This window comes from Nocardioides iriomotensis, from assembly GCF_004168035.1.
Taxonomy (GTDB): Bacteria; Actinomycetota; Actinomycetes; order Propionibacteriales; family Nocardioidaceae; genus Nocardioides_B; species Nocardioides_B iriomotensis.
Map to the genome: position 1 here is coordinate 166,970 of NZ_SDPU01000010.1, position 20,572 is coordinate 187,541.

18 protein-coding genes, 1 tRNA gene and 1 pseudogene are annotated in these 20,572 nt (G+C 72.5%); 10 read left to right on the forward strand and 10 right to left on the reverse strand.

The window, feature by feature from the left end:
• Positions 1 to 94: 94 nt before the first annotated feature.
• From ETU37_RS03580 to ETU37_RS03595, 4 genes are all read left to right on the forward strand, one after another.
• Positions 95 to 826 (forward strand): ABC transporter ATP-binding protein, encoded by a 732-nt coding sequence (locus ETU37_RS03580; protein WP_129985488.1) that lies wholly within the window; start codon positions 95 to 97, stop codon positions 824 to 826.
• On the forward strand, positions 826 to 3,267 hold the full coding sequence (locus ETU37_RS03585) for an ABC transporter permease (protein WP_129985489.1): 2,442 nt from the start codon (positions 826 to 828) through the stop codon (positions 3,265 to 3,267). Before ETU37_RS03580 ends, ETU37_RS03585 begins: the two co-directional genes overlap by 1 nt.
• A 111-nt stretch (positions 3,268 to 3,378) precedes the next feature.
• Positions 3,379 to 5,106, forward strand: coding sequence for a flavin reductase (locus ETU37_RS03590; RefSeq protein WP_129985490.1), 1,728 nt, complete (start codon positions 3,379 to 3,381; stop codon positions 5,104 to 5,106).
• Positions 5,107 to 5,224: 118 nt separating this feature from the next.
• A complete protein-coding gene (locus ETU37_RS03595; protein ID WP_129985491.1) occupies positions 5,225 to 6,175 on the forward strand; it encodes a hypothetical protein in 951 nt (316 codons plus the stop codon).
• Positions 6,176 to 6,245: 70 nt separating this feature from the next.
• On the opposite strand, the gene ETU37_RS03600 is transcribed toward ETU37_RS03595, so the two are convergent.
• Both ETU37_RS03600 and ETU37_RS03605 read right to left on the reverse strand, forming a co-directional pair.
• On the reverse strand, positions 6,246 to 6,914 hold the full coding sequence (locus ETU37_RS03600) for a 3-oxoacid CoA-transferase subunit B (RefSeq protein WP_129985492.1): 669 nt from the start codon (positions 6,912 to 6,914) through the stop codon (positions 6,246 to 6,248).
• Positions 6,914 to 7,681, reverse strand: a complete 768-nt coding sequence (locus tag ETU37_RS03605) for a CoA transferase subunit A (protein ID WP_129985493.1) — start codon at positions 7,679 to 7,681, stop codon at positions 6,914 to 6,916. Before ETU37_RS03605 ends, ETU37_RS03600 begins: the two co-directional genes overlap by 1 nt.
• Positions 7,682 to 7,839: 158 nt before the next feature.
• Between ETU37_RS03605 and bagA the strand changes: the two genes are divergently transcribed.
• On the forward strand, positions 7,840 to 8,832 hold the full coding sequence (gene bagA, locus ETU37_RS03610; protein WP_129985494.1) for an ATPase BagA: 993 nt from the start codon (positions 7,840 to 7,842) through the stop codon (positions 8,830 to 8,832).
• Positions 8,833 to 8,881: 49 nt separating this feature from the next.
• On the forward strand, positions 8,882 to 10,066 hold the full coding sequence (gene bagB, locus ETU37_RS03615) for an ArsA family ATPase (protein WP_129985495.1): 1,185 nt from the start codon (positions 8,882 to 8,884) through the stop codon (positions 10,064 to 10,066).
• A gap of 91 nt (positions 10,067 to 10,157) precedes the next feature.
• On the opposite strand, the gene ETU37_RS03620 is transcribed toward bagB, so the two are convergent.
• Entirely contained in the window at positions 10,158 to 10,478 is a 321-nt protein-coding gene (locus ETU37_RS03620; protein WP_129985496.1) for a WhiB family transcriptional regulator, read from the reverse strand.
• 383 nt (positions 10,479 to 10,861) lie between these two features.
• On the opposite strand from ETU37_RS03620, the gene ETU37_RS03625 reads away from it, so the two are divergent.
• Entirely contained in the window at positions 10,862 to 13,198 is a 2,337-nt protein-coding gene (locus ETU37_RS03625; RefSeq protein ID WP_240755527.1) for a penicillin-binding protein, read from the forward strand.
• Positions 13,199 to 13,222: 24 nt separating this feature from the next.
• On the opposite strand, the gene ETU37_RS03630 is transcribed toward ETU37_RS03625, so the two are convergent.
• Positions 13,223 to 13,684, reverse strand: coding sequence for a GatB/YqeY domain-containing protein (locus ETU37_RS03630; protein WP_129985497.1), 462 nt, complete (start codon positions 13,682 to 13,684; stop codon positions 13,223 to 13,225).
• A gap of 26 nt (positions 13,685 to 13,710) precedes the next feature.
• On the opposite strand from ETU37_RS03630, the gene ETU37_RS03635 reads away from it, so the two are divergent.
• The 3 genes from ETU37_RS03635 (at position 13,711) to ETU37_RS03645 (ending at position 15,572) form a co-directional block, all read left to right on the forward strand.
• The gene (locus ETU37_RS03635; RefSeq protein WP_129985498.1) at positions 13,711 to 14,670 is read left to right on the forward strand and encodes a metallophosphoesterase; all 960 of its coding nucleotides are present in this window, start codon (positions 13,711 to 13,713) and stop codon (positions 14,668 to 14,670) included.
• Positions 14,671 to 14,712: 42 nt separating this feature from the next.
• Positions 14,713 to 14,786, forward strand: a tRNA-Pro gene (locus ETU37_RS03640).
• 84 nt (positions 14,787 to 14,870) lie between these two features.
• Complete coding sequence (locus ETU37_RS03645; protein WP_129985499.1) at positions 14,871 to 15,572, forward strand: hypothetical protein; 702 nt, start codon at positions 14,871 to 14,873, stop codon at positions 15,570 to 15,572.
• Here the strand turns inward: ETU37_RS03645 and ETU37_RS03650 are convergent, their stop codons facing one another.
• The 6 genes and pseudogenes from ETU37_RS03650 to ETU37_RS23050 form a co-directional block, all read right to left on the reverse strand.
• A complete protein-coding gene (locus ETU37_RS03650; protein ID WP_129985500.1) occupies positions 15,573 to 16,637 on the reverse strand; it encodes an aspartate-semialdehyde dehydrogenase in 1,065 nt (354 codons plus the stop codon). It lies immediately after the preceding gene.
• 73 nt (positions 16,638 to 16,710) lie between these two features.
• Positions 16,711 to 17,979 carry an aspartate kinase gene (locus ETU37_RS03655; protein WP_129985501.1) on the reverse strand — a complete coding sequence of 423 codons (1,269 nt, stop codon included), beginning with the start codon at positions 17,977 to 17,979 and terminating at the stop codon, positions 16,711 to 16,713.
• Positions 17,980 to 18,098: 119 nt separating this feature from the next.
• Entirely contained in the window at positions 18,099 to 18,713 is a 615-nt protein-coding gene (locus tag ETU37_RS03660; RefSeq protein ID WP_129985502.1) for a DUF5063 domain-containing protein, read from the reverse strand.
• Positions 18,706 to 19,305 carry a recombination mediator RecR gene (gene recR / locus ETU37_RS03665; RefSeq protein ID WP_129985503.1) on the reverse strand — a complete coding sequence of 200 codons (600 nt, stop codon included), beginning with the start codon at positions 19,303 to 19,305 and terminating at the stop codon, positions 18,706 to 18,708. Before recR ends, ETU37_RS03660 begins: the two co-directional genes overlap by 8 nt.
• Positions 19,306 to 19,344: 39 nt before the next feature.
• The gene (locus ETU37_RS03670; RefSeq protein ID WP_240755528.1) at positions 19,345 to 19,728 is read right to left on the reverse strand and encodes a YbaB/EbfC family nucleoid-associated protein; all 384 of its coding nucleotides are present in this window, start codon (positions 19,726 to 19,728) and stop codon (positions 19,345 to 19,347) included.
• 46 nt (positions 19,729 to 19,774) lie between these two features.
• Positions 19,775 to 20,572 (reverse strand): annotated as a pseudogene (locus ETU37_RS23050) (DNA polymerase III subunit gamma/tau); the annotation flags it as partial.

Sequence of the window (20,572 nt, forward strand, 5' to 3'; positions counted from 1 at the left end):
GTACGCCGCCGCGGCCGGTGCGACCTGCGGCGTACCCGAGGTCCACTCCCCAGCGTGACGACGCGGAACCCCTTGGATTCCTAGCGTTGCGACCATGGCACCCACGACCACTCCGCTCACCTTCGAGGCCGCGATCGACCGGCCCCAGTCCGCCGCGTCGACCCGCGGCCTGACCCGCACCTACGGCACCGGCGAGACGCGTGTCCACGCCCTCGTCGACGTCGACCTCGATGTTCCGGCCGGCACCTTCACCGCGGTGATGGGGCCGTCGGGCTCCGGCAAGTCGACCCTGATGCACTGCCTCGCCGGCCTCGACACCCCGACCTCCGGCACGGTCACCGTCGCCGGGGTCGAGATCTCCGGGATGAAGGACAACCAGCTGACGGTGTTCCGCCGCGACCACATCGGCTTCGTGTTCCAGGCGTTCAACCTGCTGCCGATGCTCACCGCGAAGCAGAACATCCTGCTGCCGCTCGAGCTCGCGGGGAGGTCGCCCGACGCCGACTGGCTCGCGCTCGTCGTCGACGTGCTCGGCATCGGCGACCGGCTCCGTCACCGGCCCGACGAGATGTCCGGCGGCCAGCAGCAGCGCGTCGCGCTCGCCCGCGGCCTCGTCGCCCGGCCGACGCTGCTGTTCGCGGACGAGCCGACCGGAAACCTCGACAGCCACGCCTCTGCCGAGGTGCTCGGCTTCCTGCGCCGTTCCGTGCGCGAGCTCGGCCAGACCGTCGTCATGGTCACGCACGACCCGGACGCGGCGGCGTACGCCGACCACCTGGTCCGCATCGAGGACGGCCGTGTCGCGAGCCAGGGGCCGGTGGCCTGATGCGCGAGGTCACCCTCGCCTCCGTGCGCGTCTACGCGCGGAGGTACGTCGCGGCGGTCGTCGCCGTGACGCTGGCCGTGGCGTTCATCGTGACGACCAACGCGCTGACGTCGGCCACCAAGGCCGGCCTGGTCGCGGACCTCGGGGCGTCGTTCGCGGGTGCGGAGGTCGTCGTCACCGGTGCCGGCAGCGTCGGGAACGCCGCCAGGCTGGTCGACACCGCCGACGCGGCCGGTGGCCGGGCCGCCGTCAACGCGCTCACGTGGACCAGCGCCTCCGTCGACGGGCACGTGATCGCCGACGACGCCGAGATCGGCACCATCGCGTCCGGAGCGGCGACGGGCCTGCGCTGGCAGACCCTCGTCGACGGCGCGTACCCGGGCCCCGGCGAGGTCGCCGTCGACGAGCAGGAGGCGACGGCCCGCGGCATCGCGGTCGGGGACACCGTCACCCTCGGCAGCGGCAAGGACGCGCTCGAGCTCGCCGTCAGCGGCACCGTCGACTCGTCCACGGGCCCGCACGGTGCCTCGGCCTACGTGACCTGGCCCGACTTCGCGGTCGTCGGGAGCACCGGCATCGTCCACGACGTCGTGGCGCGCGGCGTCTCCGTCGACGACCTCGACGCCGCGCTCCCACAGCGGTACGGCGTGCAACCCGTCGACGACTTCCTCGCGACCGCCCAGAAGGAGATGACGCGTGGCGTCGACGTGATCGCGGTGATGCTGCTGGTGTTCGCGTCGATCGCGCTGTTCGTCTCGGTGCTCGTCATCGCCAACACGTTCACGGTGCTGCTCGCGCAGCGGCAGCGTGACTTCGCGCTGCTGCGCTGCGTCGGCGCGACCCGCCGGCAGGTGCTGCGCGCGGTGCGGCTCGAGGCGCTGCTGGTCGGCGCCGGCTCCGCGACGCTCGGCCTCCTCGTGGGCACGCTCTTCGGCCACGGGCTCGTGGCGGCTGCGTCCGCGCTGTTCCCGGCGGTGCCGGTCGGCGCCGTCGAGCTGTCCCCGGTCTGGCTCGGAGGCGGCTGGCTGCTGGGGGTGCTCGTCACGCTGAGCGCGTCGCTGCTGCCGGCCCGGCGCGGCAGCCGGGTCGCGCCCCTCGCCGCGCTGCGTCCCGACCACGCCGTCGTGGTGCGCTCGCGCGCCGGCCGCGGGCGGATCGCGCTGGCCGCGCTCGCCCTCTGGGTCGGCTCCGCGCTGCTCTGGCTCTCGATCACCTCGCACCAGCTCGCCCCGATGCTCGCCGGCGGCTTCGTGTCGTTCGTCGGCATCCTGCTGCTCGGCCCGATCGTCGTGCCGCTGGCCATCCGGCTCGTCGGCGTCGTCCTCGGCCGGGTCGCCGGGACCGCGGGACGTCTCGCGGTGGCGAACGCGGTCCGCAACCCCCGCCGTACCGCCGCCACGACGGCGTCCCTCCTCGTCGGCGTCACGCTGATCACCGGGATGGTCGTCGGGATGGCGACGATCCGGACGAACGTCGACCAGGAGATGGACCAGCAGTACCCGCTCGACCTGACGCTCACCGGCAGCCAGGTGCTGGACGGCGGCCTCGCCGACGACGTCCGCGCCATCGCCGGCGTCGAGGCGGTGCAGCCCGTCGGCGGCGGGACCGTCGAGCTCCGCGGCAAGGGCCTCGACCTCGGCGCCACGACGGTCCTCGCGCCGCCCTCCGACGTACGCGGGATCGTCCGCGGCGACCACGCGTTCGTCCACCCGGGGCCCGACGAGGTCTACCTGCCGTGGGAGGCCTACAACGCCAGCGGGTACAGCGAGGGCATGACCGTCGCGGCCGTCGTCGACGGCGAGAAGACGGTGCTGAAGGCTCGCGTGGCGGACGGCATCGGCGACGTGGCGGTCGTCGCGCCCGAGACGCTCGACGGGCTGGTCACGTCGACGGCGGAACGCGCCCTCTGGATCCGCGTCGACGACGGGGCGGACGCCGAGGACGTCACCGGCGCGCTGGCCGCCCTGGCCCGCGCGACCGACACCGAGGCCTCGGGCGGCTTCCCGGACCGGGCCTGGGTCGACCTGCAGCTCGACGTCATGCTCGGCGCGGTCGTCGCGATGCTCGCCGTCGGCGTGGTGATCGCCGTGGTCGGCGTCGGCTCGACGCTCGGGCTGTCGGTCCTCGAACGCACCCGCGAGCACGCCCTGCTCCGCGCGCTCGGCCTCACCCGCCGCCGGCTCCGGTTCACCCTCTCGGCCGAGGCGGTCCTGCTGGCCGGCGTGGCCGGCGTGCTGGGCGCGGCGCTCGGCACGGTCTACGCGTGGATCGGCGTCGAGGCGGTCGTCGGCGAGGCGATCGGCCAGGTGTCGCTGGTCGTGCCGTGGGCGCAGGTCGTGCTGGTCGCGGTCGCCGCTGCCGTCGCGGGACTCCTCGCGGGCGTGCTGCCGTCCCGCCGCGCGGCCACGGTCTCGCCCGCGGCCGGCCTCGCGGCCGACTGAGCCCGCGAGAGGCCACTTCCCCACCGTCTCTGTCGGCGTGTCGTGCGGGAAGTGGCCTCTCACCGTGGTCAGGGGGCCGGTCGCCGACGGGCCGGGTGAGACGCTGGAGGCGTGACCAGTCCGCACACGCCCAGCGTCGCCGTCGTCGGCGCCGGCCCGGCCGGTACGACGCTCGCGCTGGGCCTGCTGCAGCACGGCTGCCAGGTCACGCTGGTCACCGACCGGACCGCCGAGGAGATCCGCGCCGGCTCGGTGATGTCGAGCCAGGTGACGTTCGAGTCGGCGCTGGAGGTCGAGGCCGCGTTCGGCATCCCCGCGCTGCTGCCGCCGGCGCCGCGGATCGGTCGGATGGCCTTCGACGTGACGTACGACGACGGCAGCACCGCGGCCTTCGCGACACCGCTCGCGGCGCCCGCCCGGTCGGTCGACCTGCGCGTGAAGGTGCCGGCCCTCCTCGATGCCGTGGCACGACTCGGGGGCAAGGTCGTCGTGCGTCAGGCCGGCACCGACGACGTCGAGGAGCTGGCCGCCTCGCACGACCTGGTCGTCGTCTCGACGGGTCGCGGCGGCCTCGCCGAGCTGTTCCCGGTCGATGCGGAGCGCTCGCCGTACGACACGGCGCAGCGGAGCGCGGCCCTCACCTACCTGTGCGGCGGCAGCGGCGACGACACGTTCCGCTACCACGTGGTCGACGGCGTCGGGGAGTGCTTCACCTGCCCAGGCCTGACCGTCGACGGGTCGTGCGACATCGTCGTCGTGACCGGTGTGCCCGGCGGCCCGCTCGACGTGTGGGGCGACGTGACGACGCCGGCCGAGCACCTCGAGCGGCTGCACGCCGTGCTCGCGGAGTGGTTCCCCTTGGAGGCGGCCCGGCTCGCCGGCGCGGAGCTCGTCGATGATGGTTCGTCGCTGCGCGGCAGCTTCCGCCCCGTCGTACGGCGACCCGTCGGCACGTTGCCGTCCGGCGCCCACGTGCTGGGCATGGCCGACGTCGTCGTGCTCAACGACCCGCTGACCAGCCAGGGCGCCAACAACGCGATCAAGTCGGCGGCGTTCTACCTCGACGCGATCGTCAACCACGACGGCGCGTTCGACGCCGGCTGGATGGAACGGACGTTCGCGAACTTCTGGCGCGGCTGGGCGCAGTTCGCGAGCCGGTGGACCAACGACTGGCTGCGGCCGTTCGAGCCGCACCAGCGCGAGGCGCTCGCCGCGGCCGCGGCCCTTCCGGGCGTCGCCGAGCGGATCGCGGCCGGCTTCGACGACGCGCGGCTGTTCGACCCGTGGTGGTTCGACGCGGACGCGGCCGGCGCGTTCCTCGACGAGCAGCGCGCGGTCGCCGCCGGGCCGTTCGACACCCGCGACCTGCGCCGCGCGCTCGGCCAGTACGCCACCGGCGTCACCGTGGTCACCGCCCGCCACGACGGCCGCGACTACGGCATGACCGCCAACTCGTTCACCTCGGTGTCGCTGAACCCGCCGCTCGTGCTCTGGGCCGCTGCCAAGTCGTCGCCCTCGCTGGCGGCGTTCGAGGCGGCCGACACCTTCGCCGTGAACGTGCTCGCCGCCGACCAGCACCACCTGTCGCGGCAGTTCTCGATCAGCGGATCCGACAAGTTCGAGGGGGTGCGCGTGCACGCCGACGACGGGGACGGAGAAGGACCGCCGCTCCTCGACGGCACCGTCGCGCACTTCGTCTGCCGACGCACGCAACGCGTCGACGCCGGCGACCACGTGGTGTTCCTCGGTGAGGTGGAGGGCTACGACGCGCCCGGCGGCGAGCCGCTGGTGTTCCACTCGGGCTTCTACCGGCTGGCCACCAAGCACCCCGACCTGTAGGCGTGAGAGGCCAGTTTCCTACCGGGTTGTGCGGCGTGTCGTGCGCGAAGCGACCTCTCGCCCCCACGAGCTCTGTGGACAACTCGCACGTCCCCCTGTCCGGGTGCATCCTCCCGCGATGGACCTCCTGCTTCCCGTCGACGCCGACGAGCGTCTGCCGTTCGGCGAACCCTTCACGATCGCCCACGCCCGTGACCGCGGCGTGAGCGAGCGCGTGCTGCAGCGGCTGGCGCGTGACGGCACACTCAGGCGGGTGTTCCGCGGCGTGTACGTCGACAGCGCCGCCGACGACGACCTCCTGATGCGAGCCAGGGCGCTGGCGCTCGTCGTACCGCCGACCGCTGTCGTCACCGACGAGTCGGCCGCCTGGGCTCGCGGCATCGATCTCGTCGCCCGGGGCGAGCACGTGGTTCCGCCACCCGTCACGGTCGTCCAGCCGCACGGCCACGGACGCGTCCGACAGCGCGGCGCCGACGGCCGGCGCCGGATGCTGTTCCCGCGCGACGTCGAGCTGCTGCACGGCGTCCGCGTCACGACGGCGCTCCGCACCGGTCTCGACCTGGCCCGCACCCGGTCACGCGCCCGCGGACTCGCCGCACTGGACGCGATGCTGCGGACCAGGACCTTCACCCACGACGAGATGATGGCGGAGATCAAACGGTTCAGCGGCTTCCGCGGCGTCGTCCGCCTGAGAGCGCTCGCACCGCTCGCCGACGGACGAGCCGAGTCGCCGGCCGAGTCGGTGATGAGGCTGCTCTGGCACGACGCGGGGCTGCCGGTCCCGACCCTTCAGATCCCGGTGACGGACGAGGACGGCGTCGAGATGTTCCGGCTCGACATGGGCCTGCCGGAGATCCGCTATGCGGTGGAGTACGACGGCGTCGCCTGGCACAGCTCACCGGCCCAACGGGCCCGGGACCGTCGGCGCCGCGCGTACCTGCGTGACGAGGAAGGGTGGCTCATCGACGTGCTCGGCACCGATCAGGTGTTCACCCATCCCCGTCGGGCCGTCGAGATCATGCGCGCCGGCATCGCCCAGGCCGAGCGCCGGGCGCGCCGTACCGCCTGAGCTGGACTGACGAGAGGCCACTTCACGCACGACACGCCCGCAACGGCGGTGGGAAAGTGGCCTCTCGCGGCTAGATGAGCTTGGGCTCGGTCTTCTCGCGGACCTCGTCCTCGGTGACGCCGGGGGCGGTCTCGACGAGCTTGAGGGCGCGCTCGCCGTGGGTGCCGGGCGCGGCGGGCTGGCCGGTGGCGGGGTCGATCACGTCGATGACGGCGAGGTCGGTGATGATCCGCTGCACGACGCCCTTGCCGGTGTAGGGCAGCGAGCACTCGTCGACGATCTTGTACGAGCCGTCCTTGGCGACGTGCTCCATCAGCACGATCACCCGCTTGGCGCCGTGGACCAGGTCCATCGCGCCGCCCATGCCCTTGACCATCTTGCCGGGGATCATCCAGTTCGCGATGTCACCGTGCTGCGAGACCTGCATCGCGCCGAGGATCGCGGCGTCGATCTTCCCGCCGCGGATCATCCCGAACGACGTGGCGGAGTCGAAGAACGAGGCGCCCTTGCGCAGCGTCACGGTCTCCTTGCCGGCGTTGATCAGGTCGGCGTCCACGGCGTCCTCGGTCGGGTAGGCGCCGACGCCGAGGATGCCGTTCTCCGACTGCAGCACCAGCTCCACGTCGTCGGCGACGTAGTTCGGCACCAGCGTGGGCAGCCCGATCCCGAGGTTCACGTACGACCCGTCGGTCAGCTCCGAGGCCGCCCGGGCGGCCATCTCCTCACGAGACCATGGCATCAGGAACGCACCGTCCTCTTCTCGATCCGCTTGTCCTCGGCCTGCTCCGGCGTCAGCTCGACGACGCGCTGCACGAACACGCCCGGGGTGTGCACCTCGGCCGGGTCGATCTCCCCCGGCTCGACCAGGTGCTCGACCTCGGCGATCGTGGTCCGGCCGCACATCGCGGCCAGCGGGTTGAAGTTCTGTGCGGACTGCCGGTAGACGAGGTTGCCGTGCCGGTCGCCCTTCCAGGCCCGGACCAGCCCGAAGTCCGCGACGATCGCCTGCTCCAGCACGAACTCCTTCTCGCCCTCGGCGGTGCCGAAGGTCCGCACCTCCTTCGCCGGCGAGGCGACGATGACGTTCCCGGAGTCGTCGTACTTCCACGGCAGGCCGCCCTCGGCGACCTGGGTGCCCACCCCGGTGGCGGTGAAGAACGCCGGGATCCCGGTGCCGCCCGCGCGCATCCGCTCGGCCAGCGTGCCCTGCGGGGTCAGCTCGACCTCCAGCTCGCCGGAGAGGTACTGCCGCGCGAACTCCTTGTTCTCCCCGACGTACGACGAGATCATCCGCCGGATCCGCTTGGCGAACAGCAGCCGGCCGAGCCCCCACTCGTCCACGCCGCAGTTGTTCGACACCGCCTCCAGCTCGTCGGCGCCCTGCTCCAGCAGCGCGTCGATCAGCACCGACGGGATCCCGCACAGGCCGAACCCACCGACCGCCAGGGTCGACCCCGACGCGATGTCCGCGACCGCCTCCGCGGCCGAGCCCACCACCTTGTCCACGACTCTCCTCCTCCAAGCCAGGTGTGGTCACCCTAGCCATCCGGTGTGACCGTCCACACTGACGGATGCCACACACCGGCGCCGCCCGCACGGGCGGAAGCCGACATGAGCCAGGTCACGGCGGCGGGCGCGTGTGGGCACCCCACTACCCTCGAACCATGACCTCCGACTGGCCAGGCGTGCGCCTCCACGTCGTGACCGGCAAGGGCGGCACGGGCAAGACCACCGTCGCCGCCGCCCTCGCGCTCGCGCTCGCCAGCAGCGGCCAGCAGGTGCTGCTGTGCGAGGTCGAGGGCCGGCAGGGCATCGCCCAGCTCTTCGACGTGCCGCCGCTCCCCTACGAGGAGACGCGGATCGCCAGCGCGCCCGGCGACTCCGGCGGCAGCCTCTTCGCCCTCGCGATCGAGCCGGAGTCGGCGCTGCTGGAGTACCTCTCGATGTACTACCGGCTCGGCCGCGCCGGCAAGGCGCTCGACAAGTTCGGCGTGATCGACTTCGCCACCACCATCGCTCCCGGCGTCCGCGACGTGCTCCTGACCGGCAAGGTCTACGAGGCGGTGCACCGCAACAAGCGTGGCAAGAACCAGCGGCACTACGACGCGGTCGTCCTCGACGCCCCGCCGACCGGCCGGATCGCGCAGTTCCTCAACGTCAACAGCGAGCTGGCCGGCCTCGCCAAGGTGGGTCCGATCCGCAGCCAGGCCGACTCGATCATGAGCCTGCTCCGTTCCGAGCGCACCCGGGTCCACCTCGTCACCGTGCTCGAGGACATGCCGGTGCAGGAGACCGCCGACGGCATCGCCGAGCTCACCGCCGACGACCTGCCGGTGGGTGGTGTCGTCGTCAACCTGGTACGCCGCCGCGAGCTCGACGACGACGCCCGCACGGCCGCCCTCAAGGGGAAGCTGCCGCGCGCCGGGATCGAGGCCGACCTGGCCAAGGCCGGTGTCGACGTCACGCCGCAGCTCGTCGACGGCCTGCTCCACGAGGCCCACGACCATGCCGAGCGACGTCGGCTCGAGGACGAGCAGCGCAACCGCATCGCCACCCTCGACGTCCCCACCTACGAGCTGGACCGGCAGCCCGACGGCATCGACCTCGGGGCGCTGTACGAGCTCGCCGCCGACCTCGTCGACCAGGGCATCGCATGAGCACCCCAACACGCCGCTCGCTTCGCTCGCGCCGCGCCGGGGACCCCGCATGACGAGCCGCCGCAAGGGCCGCGTCGGGCCCCTCGCCAGCAAGCAGGACACCGGTCCCGCCCTCGACGTCGACGCCCTGCTCGACGACCCCGCCACCGAGATCATCGTGTGCTGCGGCTCCGGCGGTGTCGGCAAGACCACGACGTCGGCCGGCCTGGCCCTGCGCGCGGCCGAGCGCGGCCGCAAGGTCGTGGTGCTCACCATCGACCCGGCCCGGCGGCTCGCCCAGTCGATGGGCATCGAGCGGCTCGACAACACCCCACGGCCGGTGCCCGGCGTGCATCCCGACGCCGGCGGCACCCTCGACGCGATGATGCTCGACATGAAGCGCACCTTCGACGAGGTGGTCGAGTCGCAGGCCAGCCCGGAGAAGGCCGCGCAGATCCTGGCCAACCCGTTCTACGTCGCGCTGTCGAGCTCGTTCGCGGGCACGCAGGAGTACATGGCGATGGAGAAGCTCGGGCAGCTCCACCAGGACGCGCAGAAGTCCGGCCGCTGGGACCTCGTCGTCGTCGACACCCCGCCGTCGCGGTCCGCGCTCGACTTCCTCGACGCCCCCGAGCGGCTCAGCAGCTTCCTCGACGGCCGGTTCATCCGGCTGCTGCTCGCGCCCGCCAAGGGGCCGGCCCGGTTGATGACCGCCGGCCTGGGCGTGGTGACGGGCGCGCTGACCAAGATCCTCGGGGCCCAGGTGCTGCGCGACATGCAGACGTTCGTGGCGGCGTTCGACACGCTCTTCGGCGGCTTCCGGCAGCGCGCCACGAAGACGTTCGAGCTGCTCCAGGCCGAGGGCACCGCGTTCCTCGTCGTCGCGGCACCCGAGCCCGACGCGCTCCGCGAGGCGGCGTACTTCGTCGAGCGGCTCAGCGCCGAGCAGATGCCGCTCGCCGGGCTGGTGGTCAACCGGGCGAGCCGGCTGTCGCTCACCGGGCTCTCGGGGGAGCAAGCGACCGCGGCGGCCGAGCGCCTTGCCAGCGGCACGACGGACGCTCCCGAGGGGCTCACGGCGGGCCTGCTGCGACTGCACGCCGAGCGGACGCGGCTGGTCGCGCGCGAGAGCCGGCTGCGCCGGCGGTTCACGGCCGCCCACCCGACCGTGCCGACCGCCGAGGTCCCGGCGCTGTCCTCCGACGTGCACGACCTCGACGGGCTCCGCCTGGTCGGCGAGCTGCTCGCGGGCTGACCGCGGGACGCGAGCCCCCGGGAAACGGAGCACCGTCGGACGCAGGACGTCCGACGGTGCTCGGCAGGTGCGGGTGCAGCGGGTGAGGCGGTCAGGCGGAGACGGTCGCCCCGACCTGCTGCGCGGTGACGGCGGCGGCGTGGTCGGCCATCGCGGTCTCGAGCAGGAGACGCCACGAGGTGACGTTGGGCCGCTTGCGGAGCAGCGCCCGACGCTCACGCTCGGTCATGCCGCCCCAGACGCCCCACTCGATCTGGTTGTCGAGCGCCTCGGCCAGGCACTCGGTCCGCACCGGGCAGCCGGCACACAGCTGCTTGGCACGGTTCTGCGCCGCGCCGCGGACGAACAGCTCGTCCGGACGGGCCTGGTTGCACAGGGCCTTCGTCGCCCAGTCCTCGTTCCACGTCGTCATAGCTCGGCTCCCATCCGAGAGTGTGGCCCGCTCGCGCGTAGCCAGTGAGTCAATCCCCACGCAGAAAGGTAAAGAGTGATAGAGGGGCGAAACAGACACGGAGGGAGCAACTTCTGCTAGTCCAAACGAACTACCCGGAACGGCCGTTCGGCTGCTCAGGTTCGCCCGATGTGGTACGGCGGAGCGCGGCCGGGACGGCTGCGACGGGCGGGACGGGCGGGAGGCGGGGCCGGGTAGTCACTCCGGGTCACGGGTCCGTAGTCCCGGACACGTGGAGCCGGACGGGACCGTGACCCGCTGATCGGGCCACAGGAGCCGGGGTCCGGTCACGTACCCTGAAGCACATGTCCGCGCGTCGCACCGATTCGCTCCGTCCTGCCTCCGTGATCTCCCACCTGGGCGTCATGGTCGCCGTCGCCGGGGTGATGGGCGTGCTGGTTGCCGGCCTCGCCATCCCGTTCGCCGGTGTCGCCGGGCTCGGCGCCCGGGACGTCGCGCGCAGCATGGACAAGATCCCGGCCGAGCTGGCCGCCGAGCCGCTGCCCCAGCGCACGCGCCTGCTGGCCGCCGACGGCTCGGTGCTCGCGACGCTCTACGACCAGAACCGGGTCAACATCCCGCTCGCCAAGGTCGCCCCGATCATGCGCAAGTCGATCATCTCGATCGAGGACTACCGCTACTACCAGCACGGCGCGCTCGACCTGCGGGGCACGCTCCGCGCGTTCGTCACCAACGAGGTCTCCGACTCCACCGTCCAGGGTGGCTCGTCGATCACGCAGCAGATGGTCAAGATGACCCTGCTCAACCAGGCGAAGACCGACGAGGAGCGGGTCGCCGCCACCGACGACACCTACGAGCGCAAGATCCGCGAGCTGCGCTACGCCATCGCCTTCGAGGAGAAGTACTCCAAGGACTGGATCCTGGAGCGCTACCTCAACATCGCCTACTTCGGCGACGGCGCGCACGGCATCCAGGCCGCCTCGCGGCACTACTTCTCCAAGCCGGCCTCCCGGCTCAAGCTGCACGAGGCCGCCCTGCTCGCCGGTCTGGTGAAGAACCCGACGGCCTACGACCCCACCAACGACCGGGTCGAGGCCAAGAAGCGCCGCAACGTCGTGATCCAGCGGATGCTGGACCTCAACGTCATCTCGCAGTCCGAGGCCGACAAGGCCATGAAGCGCGGGCTCGGCCTCGACGTCACGCCGTCGAGCAACGGCTGCGTGTCGTCGCGGGCGCCGTTCTTCTGCGACTACGCCGTCCAGTACCTCATGTCCGACAAGGCCCTCGGCAAGACGCCCGAGGAGCGCAAGGCCCTGCTCAACAGCGGCGGCCTGACCGTCAAGACCACGATCGACCCCCGCTACCAGCGCGCCGCCGACAACTCCGTCCGGGCGCACGTCTACCCGACCAACCAGGCGATCGGCGGCCTGGCCATGGTCCAGCCGGGGTCCGGTGAGGTGCGCGCGCTGGCCCAGTCGCGCCCGATGGGCGCCAACAAGAAGAAGGGCGAGACCTACCTCAACTACGTGGTGCCCGCGAAGTACGGCGACGCCAACGGCTTCCAGGCCGGCTCGACGTTCAAGGCGTTCGTCCTCGCGGCGGCGATCAAGCAGGGCATCCCGCTGTCGACGCAGATCTCCGCGCCCCAGACGGTCTCGCTGCCCAACAACACGTTCGAGACCTGCGACGGCCACCTCCTCAGCACGGACGTCTGGTCCCCGCAGAACTCCACCGGCACCGGCACCTTCGACCTCTACAGCGGCACCCAGCAGTCGGTGAACACCTTCTTCGCCCAGCTCGAGCAGCGCACCGGCCTGTGCGACCCGGTGACCCTGGCCCGGGAGATGGGCGTCAACGTCCCTGACTCGGACGTCGTGCCGCCGTTCACCCTCGGCGTCACCAACGTCGACCCGCTCACGATGGCCGGCGCGTACTCCACCTTCGCCGCGCGCGGCATCTACTGCGAGCCCCGGCCGGTCACCGAGGTGCTCAACAGCAACGGCAAGCCGATCGAGACCTACCCCGAGCGCTGCAAGCAGCTGCTGCCGACCGCCGTCGCCGACGCGGTCAACGACGTGCTGCGGGGCGTGCAGGAGCCGGGCGGCTTCGGGTACGGCGCCGGCATCAACCTGACCCAGCCCTCGGCCGGCAAGACCGGCACGATCAACAAGAACATGGCGGTGTGGTTCGTCGGCTACACCCCCGACCTCGCCACGGCGTCGATGATCGCCGGCGCCAACAGCAAGGGCGAGTGGGTGTCCCTCGAGGGACAGACGATCGGCCCGTCGTACGTCTACAGCGCCGCCGGCTCCACGCTCGCCGGCCCGATGTGGGGCGACGCGATGAAGGCGATCGAACCGATCCTGCCCGACACCGACTTCAACATGCCGGACCCGACCGCGGTCCAGGGCCAGATGGTCACGGTGCCCTCCGTCGGCGGCGCGAGCCCGTCCGATGCCGCCAACGCGCTGCGCGAGGCCGGGCTCAACCCGGTCGTCGGCCCGATGGTCGAGAGCGACTACGCCTACGGCACGGTCGCGTTCCTGTCACCCGGCTCGGGCACCCAGGTCGCCAGTGGCAGCACGGTCACGATCTACGTCTCCAACGGCGTGTCCCCCGGCAGCACCGACAACGGCGGCGGTGGCGGCGGCGGTGGCGGCGGCGACAACGGGCCGGGCAACAACGGCCGCGGCAACGGCAACGGTCGCGGGAACCGCTGACCCGTCGACTCGTGCCTCGCCTCCTCAGGAACCGAGCTGGCGGCGCACCTCCGCCGCGACGGCGCCCCCGTCGGCGCGACCCTTCACCTGCGGCTGCAGCGCGCCCATGACCCGACCCATCGCCTTCATGCCCTCGCCCGCGACGCCCTGGTCGGCGATGACGCCCGCGACCAGGTCGCGGATCTCGTCGTCGGAGAGCTGCGCCGGCAGGTAGTCGGCGATCACCCCGGCCTCGGCACGCTCCTGCGCGGCGCTCTCGGTGCGCCCGGCGTCGTCGAACGCATCGGCGGCCTCGCGACGCTTCTTCGCCTCCGTGCTGAGCACGCCGATGACGTCGTCGTCGCTGAGCTCCTTGGACTCCTTGCCGGCGACCTCGGCATTGGTGATCGAGGTGAGCACCATGCGCAGCGTGGAGGCGCGCAGCGAGTCGCGAGCCTTCATCGCCGCGGTGAGGTCGGTGCGCAGTCGGTCCTTGAGATCACCCATATCAGGCATTGTGGCAGCCTGGGGCAATGCACTTCTCCGCGTCCCGTGCCGTCGGCCTGGCCGCAGCCGCCGGCGTCGCGGGGCTCGCGTACGCGTCCGTCGTCGAGCTGCGCTGGTTCGCCCTGCGCCGGGCCGAGGTCCCGGTGCTCCCGCCGGGTCACCGGCCGCTGACGGTGCTGCACCTGTCCGACCTGCACCTCACGCCCCACCAGCTCCGCAAGCAGGACTGGCTGCGCGACCTGGCCCGGCTCGAGCCGGACCTCGTCGTCGACACCGGCGACAACCTCGCGCACCAGGACTCCGTGCCGTTCCTCGTCAACGCGCTCGGCGACCTGCTCGGCGTGCCCGGCGTCTTCGTCTTCGGCTCCAACGACTACTTCGCGCCGACGACCCGCAACCCGGTGCGCTACCTGCTGCCCGACGACGGGCGCCGCGTCACGCACACGCCTCCGCTGCCCTGGCGCGACCTGCGCGACGAGCTGGAGCGACACGGCTGGACGGACCTCACCAACCGTCGCGCCACCCTGACGATCCGCGGCACGCGGATCGCGTTCGCCGGCGTCGACGACCCGCACCTGGAGTACGACGACCTCGCGGCCGTGGCCGGTCCGGCCGACCAGGACGCCGACGTGCGGCTCGGCGTCGCGCACGCGCCGTACCTCCGGGTGCTCGACCAGATGGCCGCCGACGGCTACGACGCGATCCTGGCCGGGCACACGCACGGCGGGCAGCTCTGCCTGCCGGGCAAGGGCGCGCTGGTGACCAACTGCGACCTCGACCCGGCCCGCGCCAAGGGCCTGCACCGGCACCCGGCCGACGCGCCTCCCGGCACGCCCGGCAGCGCCTGGCTGCACGTGTCGGCGGGCCTCGGGACGTCGCCGTACGCGCCGGTGCGGTTCTGCTGCCGACCCGAGGCCACGCTGCTCACCCTGACCCCTCGTCCCGCGGAGAGCACCGGTTTCTCGGGTGCCGGGGGCGTCGGCTAGACTCTGCGACGGCCCAGCGACCAGAGGTCGTTCCGGGCCACTCGGGCTGTGGCGCAGCTTGGTAGCGCGCCTCGTTCGGGACGAGGAGGCCGCAGGTTCAAATCCTGTCAGCCCGACCGAGTACGCAGGGGCTCCCACCGCACGCGCCGTGGGAGCCTCTGCGCGTTTCGGCGCCACCCGGGGCGTGGGAGACTCCCGGCATGGCCGACGACGACCGCCGCGAGGAGCCCTCGCTGGAGCTGCCCTCGTTGTTCCGTCGTCGCAACAAGCCGGACAAGCGGGCGGAGCCCGCCGCGCCGCCGGCCCGCCCCACGGAGCCGCCCGCCGAGCCGCGCGCCGAGCCGCCCGTCGAGCCGCCCGTCGCGGCACCCCTCGAGACACCCACCCAGCCGGTCCAGGTGGTCGAGCCCGAGCCTGCACCCGTCGCCGCGCCCGCTCCGGCGCCGGCACCCCCGGCACCCGCACGCGCGGCTCGGCGCGCGGCCCGGACCGGCCCGGTGCTCCCGATCACGCTCGCGGCCCTCGTCGTCGGCCTGGTCGTCGGCCTGACCGGCGCGGGCCTCACCTGGGGCGGGCTGCAGGCCTGCGAGGCCGTGCGCGGCACCGAGTCCTGCGGCGGGTCCGGCCTGCTGCTGCTCGTCGCGATCGTCGCCGTGATGGCCCTGGTCGGCGCCGTGCTGCTCGCGCTGCTGCGGGTGCCCGACGCCCGCAGCGTCAGCGTTCTCGGCACCGGCATCATCTGCGTGGTCGCGATGGTGGGGCTGCTCGAGGTGGTGTTCAGCGCCACGATGTTCGTCGCCGTGCCGGTGCTGGGCGCGCTCGCCTACGTCGTGGCCTCCTGGGTCACGACGAGGTTCGTCGAGCAGGTCGACGACGACGGTCCGGACATCGACCTCCGGTAGCTACAGCCGCGCCGCGACGAGCTCCGCGATCTGCACGGTGTTGAGCGCGGCGCCCTTGCGCAGGTTGTCGTTGCTCAGGAACAGCGCGAGCCCACGCTCGTGGTCGACCCCGGGGTCCTGCCGGATCCGCCCGACGTAGCTGGGGTCCTGCCCGGCTGCCTGCAGCGGCGTGGGTACGTCGGTCAGCACGACGCCCGGCGCCCCGGCCAGCAGCTCGGCGGCACGCTTGGCGGGCAGCGGCTGCGCGAACTCCACGTTGAGCGACAGCGAGTGGCCGGTGAAGACCGGGACGCGCACGCAGGTGCCCGACACCCGCAGCTCCGGGATGCTCAGGATCTTGCGGGACTCGTTGCGGAGCTTCTGCTCCTCGTCGGTCTCGTCGCTTCCGTCGTCGACGACGGAGCCGGCCATCGGCAGCACGTTGAAGGCGATCGGCCGGACGTACTTCGACGGCTCCGGGAGCTCCACCGCCGACCCGTCGTGGGTCAGCTCGGGACCGCGGTCGCCCACGGCCGCGACCTGACCGGCCAGCTCGTCGACGCCGGCGAGGCCGGAGCCCGACACGGCCTGGTAGGTGCTGGCGACGATCCGCACCAGCCCGGCCTCGTCGTGCAGCGGCTTGAGCACGGGCATCGCGGCCATCGTCGTGCAGTTGGGGTTGGCGATGATGTTCTTGCGCATCTCGCCGAGCGCGTCGGGGTTGACCTCCGACACGATCAGCGGCACGTCGGGGTCCATCCGCCAGGCCGACGAGTTGTCGACCACGACCGCGCCCGCGCCCGCGGCGGCGAACACCGGGGCGAGCTGCTTGGACGTGGCGCCACCCGCCGAGAACAGCGCGATGTCGAGACCGGTCGGGTCCGCCGTCGCGGCGTCCTCGACGACGACCTCGCGGCCGCCGAACGCGATCGTCGAACCGGCCGACCGCGCCGACGCGAAGAGCCGGATCTCCGAGATGGGGAAGTCCCGTTCGAGCAGGATCTGCCGCATGACCGTGCCGACCTGGCCGGTCGCGCCGACGATGCCGAGACGCACGCCCTCGCCGCCGGGGCCGAACGAGCTCATGCGGGGTCCCCGGCGCGGCGCGAGCCCTTCGACAGGCTCAGGAGGGCCCGAAGCGAGCGGCGTGTCGGGGTGTTCATCGGCCGGTCCCTCCGTAGACGACCGCCTCGACCTCGTCGGAGTCGAGGTCGAACGCGGTGTGGGTAGCGCTGACCGCCGCGTCGACCTGGTCCTCGTCGACGATGACCGAGATCCGGATCTCGGAGGTGGAGATCATCTCGATGTTCACGCCTGCCGCGGCGAGCCCGGCGAAGAACTTCGCCGTGACTCCCGGGTGCGACCGCATGCCGGCGCCGATCAGCGACACCTTGCCGATCTGGTCGTCGTACAGCAGCGAGTCGTAGCCCACCTCGGCCTGGATCTTCGCGAGCGCCGCCATCGCGGTCTGACCGTCCGCACGCGGCAGCGTGAAGGAGATGTCGGTGAGGTTCGTGGCGGCCGCGGAGACGTTCTGCACGATCATGTCGAGGTTGATCTGGGCGTCGGCCAGGGCCTCGAAGATGCGCGCCGCCTCGCCGACCTTGTCGGGGACGCCGACCACGGTGATCTTGGCCTCGCTGCGGTCGTGCGCGACGCCGGCGATGATCGCCTGTTCCATCAAGTCCACCTCGGTTTCGTCGGTGATCCACGTGCCGGTGCGCTGGCTGAAGGAGGAGCGCACGTGGATCGGCATGCTGTAGCGGCGGGCGTACTCCACGCAGCGAAGGTGCAGGATCTTCGCCCCGCACGCCGCCATCTCCAGCATCTCCTCGTAGGAGATGCGGTCCCGCTTGCGGGCCGTCGGCACGATGCGGGGGTCGGCGGTGAAGACGCCGTCGACGTCGCTGTAGATCTCGCAGACGTCGGCCTCGAGCGCCGCCGCCAGCGCCACGGCGGTCGTGTCGGAGCCACCCCGGCCGAGCGTGGTGATGTCCTTGCTGTCCTGGCTGACGCCCTGGAAGCCGGCGACGATGGCGACGGCCCCCTCGGCGAGCGCCCGCTCGATCCGGCCGGGCGTGACGTCGATGATCTTGGCCTTGCCGTGGGCGCTGTCGGTGATCACGCCGGCCTGGCTGCCGGTGAAGGAGCGCGCCTTCTGGCCGAGGTTGCCGATGGCCATCGCGAGCAGCGCCATCGAGATCCGCTCGCCGGCGGTGAGCAGCATGTCGAGCTCGCGGCCGGCGGGCAGCGGGGACACCTGCTGCGCCAGGTCGAGGAGCTCGTCGGTGGTGTCGCCCATCGCCGAGACCACCACGACCACGTCGTTGCCGGCGCGCCTGGCGTCGACGATTCGCTGCGCCACCCGCTTGATGCCTGTCGCATCGGCCACGGAGGAGCCGCCGTACTTCTGGACGACAATGCCCACGTCACAACGCCTTCGACTTCGATCGGTCCGAACTTCCCGCCGAGTCTAACGACGGCGCTCCGGGCCGCTCCGGGGCGCGACGGATGCCGGACAGCGCCCTGCCGGGCCCTCGGGTGTGCTCAGGAGTCGGCGGACTCCAGCATCTCGTCGGCGGCCTCGACCTGCTCGGCCTCGCTCTCGAACTCGGCGTCGAACCGGTCGTGGGAGAGCACCGACTGCAGCGCGCGCAGCACGCCGGACGCCTCCGTGCCCCAGGTGGACATGTAGGAGAACTGCCACCACCACAGCGCCTCGCTGACCCGGCCCGCGCGGTAGTGGCGCATGCCGTGGGCCAGCGCGCTGGCGATGCTGGTGAGGTCGTCGGAGACCAGGGAGCTGACCATCTCCGGCGGGTCGACGTAGGGGTCGAACACCTCGGTGTAGGCGTCTACGCCCTCGAGGAGCACCGCGAGTCGCAGCCGCATCGCGTCGAGGTCGGGGTCGGGGCCGGCGTCGGGTTCGTACTCGTCGGCGGGGGTGAAGTCGGTGTGCACCCCGAGGCGGCCGCCCGCGAGCAGCACCTGGCTGACCTCGAGCAGGAGCAGGGAGATGGCCTGGCCACCGGTGGCGTCGCCGCGGGCGATCGCCTGCAGGGCGAGCAGGAACGACTCGACCTGGTCGGCGATCTGCTGCGCGAAGTCCTCCAGGTCGCTGCCCGGCGCTGCGTCACCGGGGGTGGCCGAGGTGTCAGTCATCGACGGCACGTCTCCCTTCGAAAGCTCGTCCGAGCGTGACCTCGTCGGCGTACTCGAGGTCCCCTCCTACCGGAAGTCCACTCGCTAGCCGCGTCACACGCAACCCCATCGGCTTGAGCAGCCGGGTGAGGTACGTCGCGGTCGCCTCGCCCTCCAGGTTGGGGTCGGTGGCCAGGATCACCTCGGTGACGGCGCCGTCGGCGAGCCGGGTCATCAGCTCCCGGATGCGCAGCTCGTCGGGGCCGATGCCCTCGATCGGGGAGATCGCGCCACCCAGGACGTGGTAGCGGCCGCGGAACTCCCTGGTCCGCTCGATCGCGACGACGTCCTTCGACTCCTCGACCACGCACAGCACGCTGGGGTCGCGGCGCGGGTCGCGGCAGATCCGGCAGGTCTCCTCCTCGGCGACGTTGCCGCAGACGGAGCAGAACCTCACCCGCTCCTTCACCTCGACCAGCACCTGCGCCAGCCGGCGTACGTCGACCGGGTCGGCCGACAGCAGGTGGAACGCGATGCGCTGGGCGCTCTTCGGCCCGACACCCGGGAGCCGACCGAGCTCGTCGATCAGGTCCTGGACGATGCCTTCGTACACGCTGCTCTCTCTGGCTCTCTCAGGCTCCGGTGCCGGCTCTCAGAAGCCGAACGGCGCGCCGCCCGGGCCGACCTCGCCCTGGCCGCCGCCCAGCCCGCCCAGCCCGCCGGCCAGCGGGCCCATCGCCTCGGCGGCGAGCGCGTCGGACTTGGCCCGCGCGTCGCGGAACGCCGCGACGATCAGGTCCTCGAGGTCCTCGGGGTCGGCGGGGTCGAAGGAGTCCTTCTTGATCTTCACGCCGACCAGCTCGCCGGTGCCGCTCACGGTGACGGTGACGAGGCCGTCGCCGACCGTGCCGTCGACGCGCGCGTCGGCGAGCTCCTCCTGGGCGCTGACCATCTGCTGCTGCATCTGCTGCGCCTGCTGGAGGAGGGCGTTCATGTCGAAGCCGCCGAAGGGGTTCTCGGGGGTGTTGCTGCTCATGGGGTCACTCTCTCGCGTGAGGGGTCGGTCGGGATCGCGGCGCGCCTCACTCGTGCCGGATCTCCTCGATCACGCTGGCACCGAGCTCGCGCTGCAGGAGCTGCGCGCCGCCCAGGTCGTCGTCGGCGTCGGGGTCGTCGGGGTCGACATCGGCGTCGCGCTCGACCATCGAGGTGTCCTCGCGGCGGCCCTGGCCCTGGGGCCGTGTGGCCTGGATCGCGCCGCGGGCGTTGGCCACCGCCTGCGGGTCGACGGGTCGACGCTCGGGCGCGTCGGCCGGGGGCCGCGCGGGCTCGGGCGCAGGATCCGGCGCCCCCTCCCGAGCGGAGTCCGGCGCGGAGGGCTCCGCTGCTGCCGTCTCGTCGGCCGGTCCGGGCGACGGCGTCACCGCCGGCTGCGTGACCGTCGTGGTGTCGACGTGGGCGCCGGGCTGCGCGGTCGGGTCGACGATCGCCTCGATCCGCCAGTCGTGACCGATCACGTCGATCGCGGCCTGGCGCAAGATCTCCTCGCTGCCGCCGCTGCTGAACGACTGCCGAGCGCCGGCGTTGACGAGGGCGACCGTGAGGGTCTTGTCGTCGACGGCGGCGACCTGGGCGTTCTGGCTGAGCAGGATCCAGGTGAACCGGCGCTTGTCCTTCACGGACTCGAGCAGGTCGGGCCACAGCCGGCGTACGTCGACCAGGGTGAGGCTGCCCGCGGCCGGCGCCGGGGTGGCGGAGGCGGCGGGCACGGCCGGGGCGGGCGCGGCAGGTGTGGGCCGCTCGGCCGGCACGGGCGGCGGGGCGTCGTCGCGGGCGGCGGGCGCCGCGGGAGCCTCGACCGGGGCGATCTCGGGCGCGGG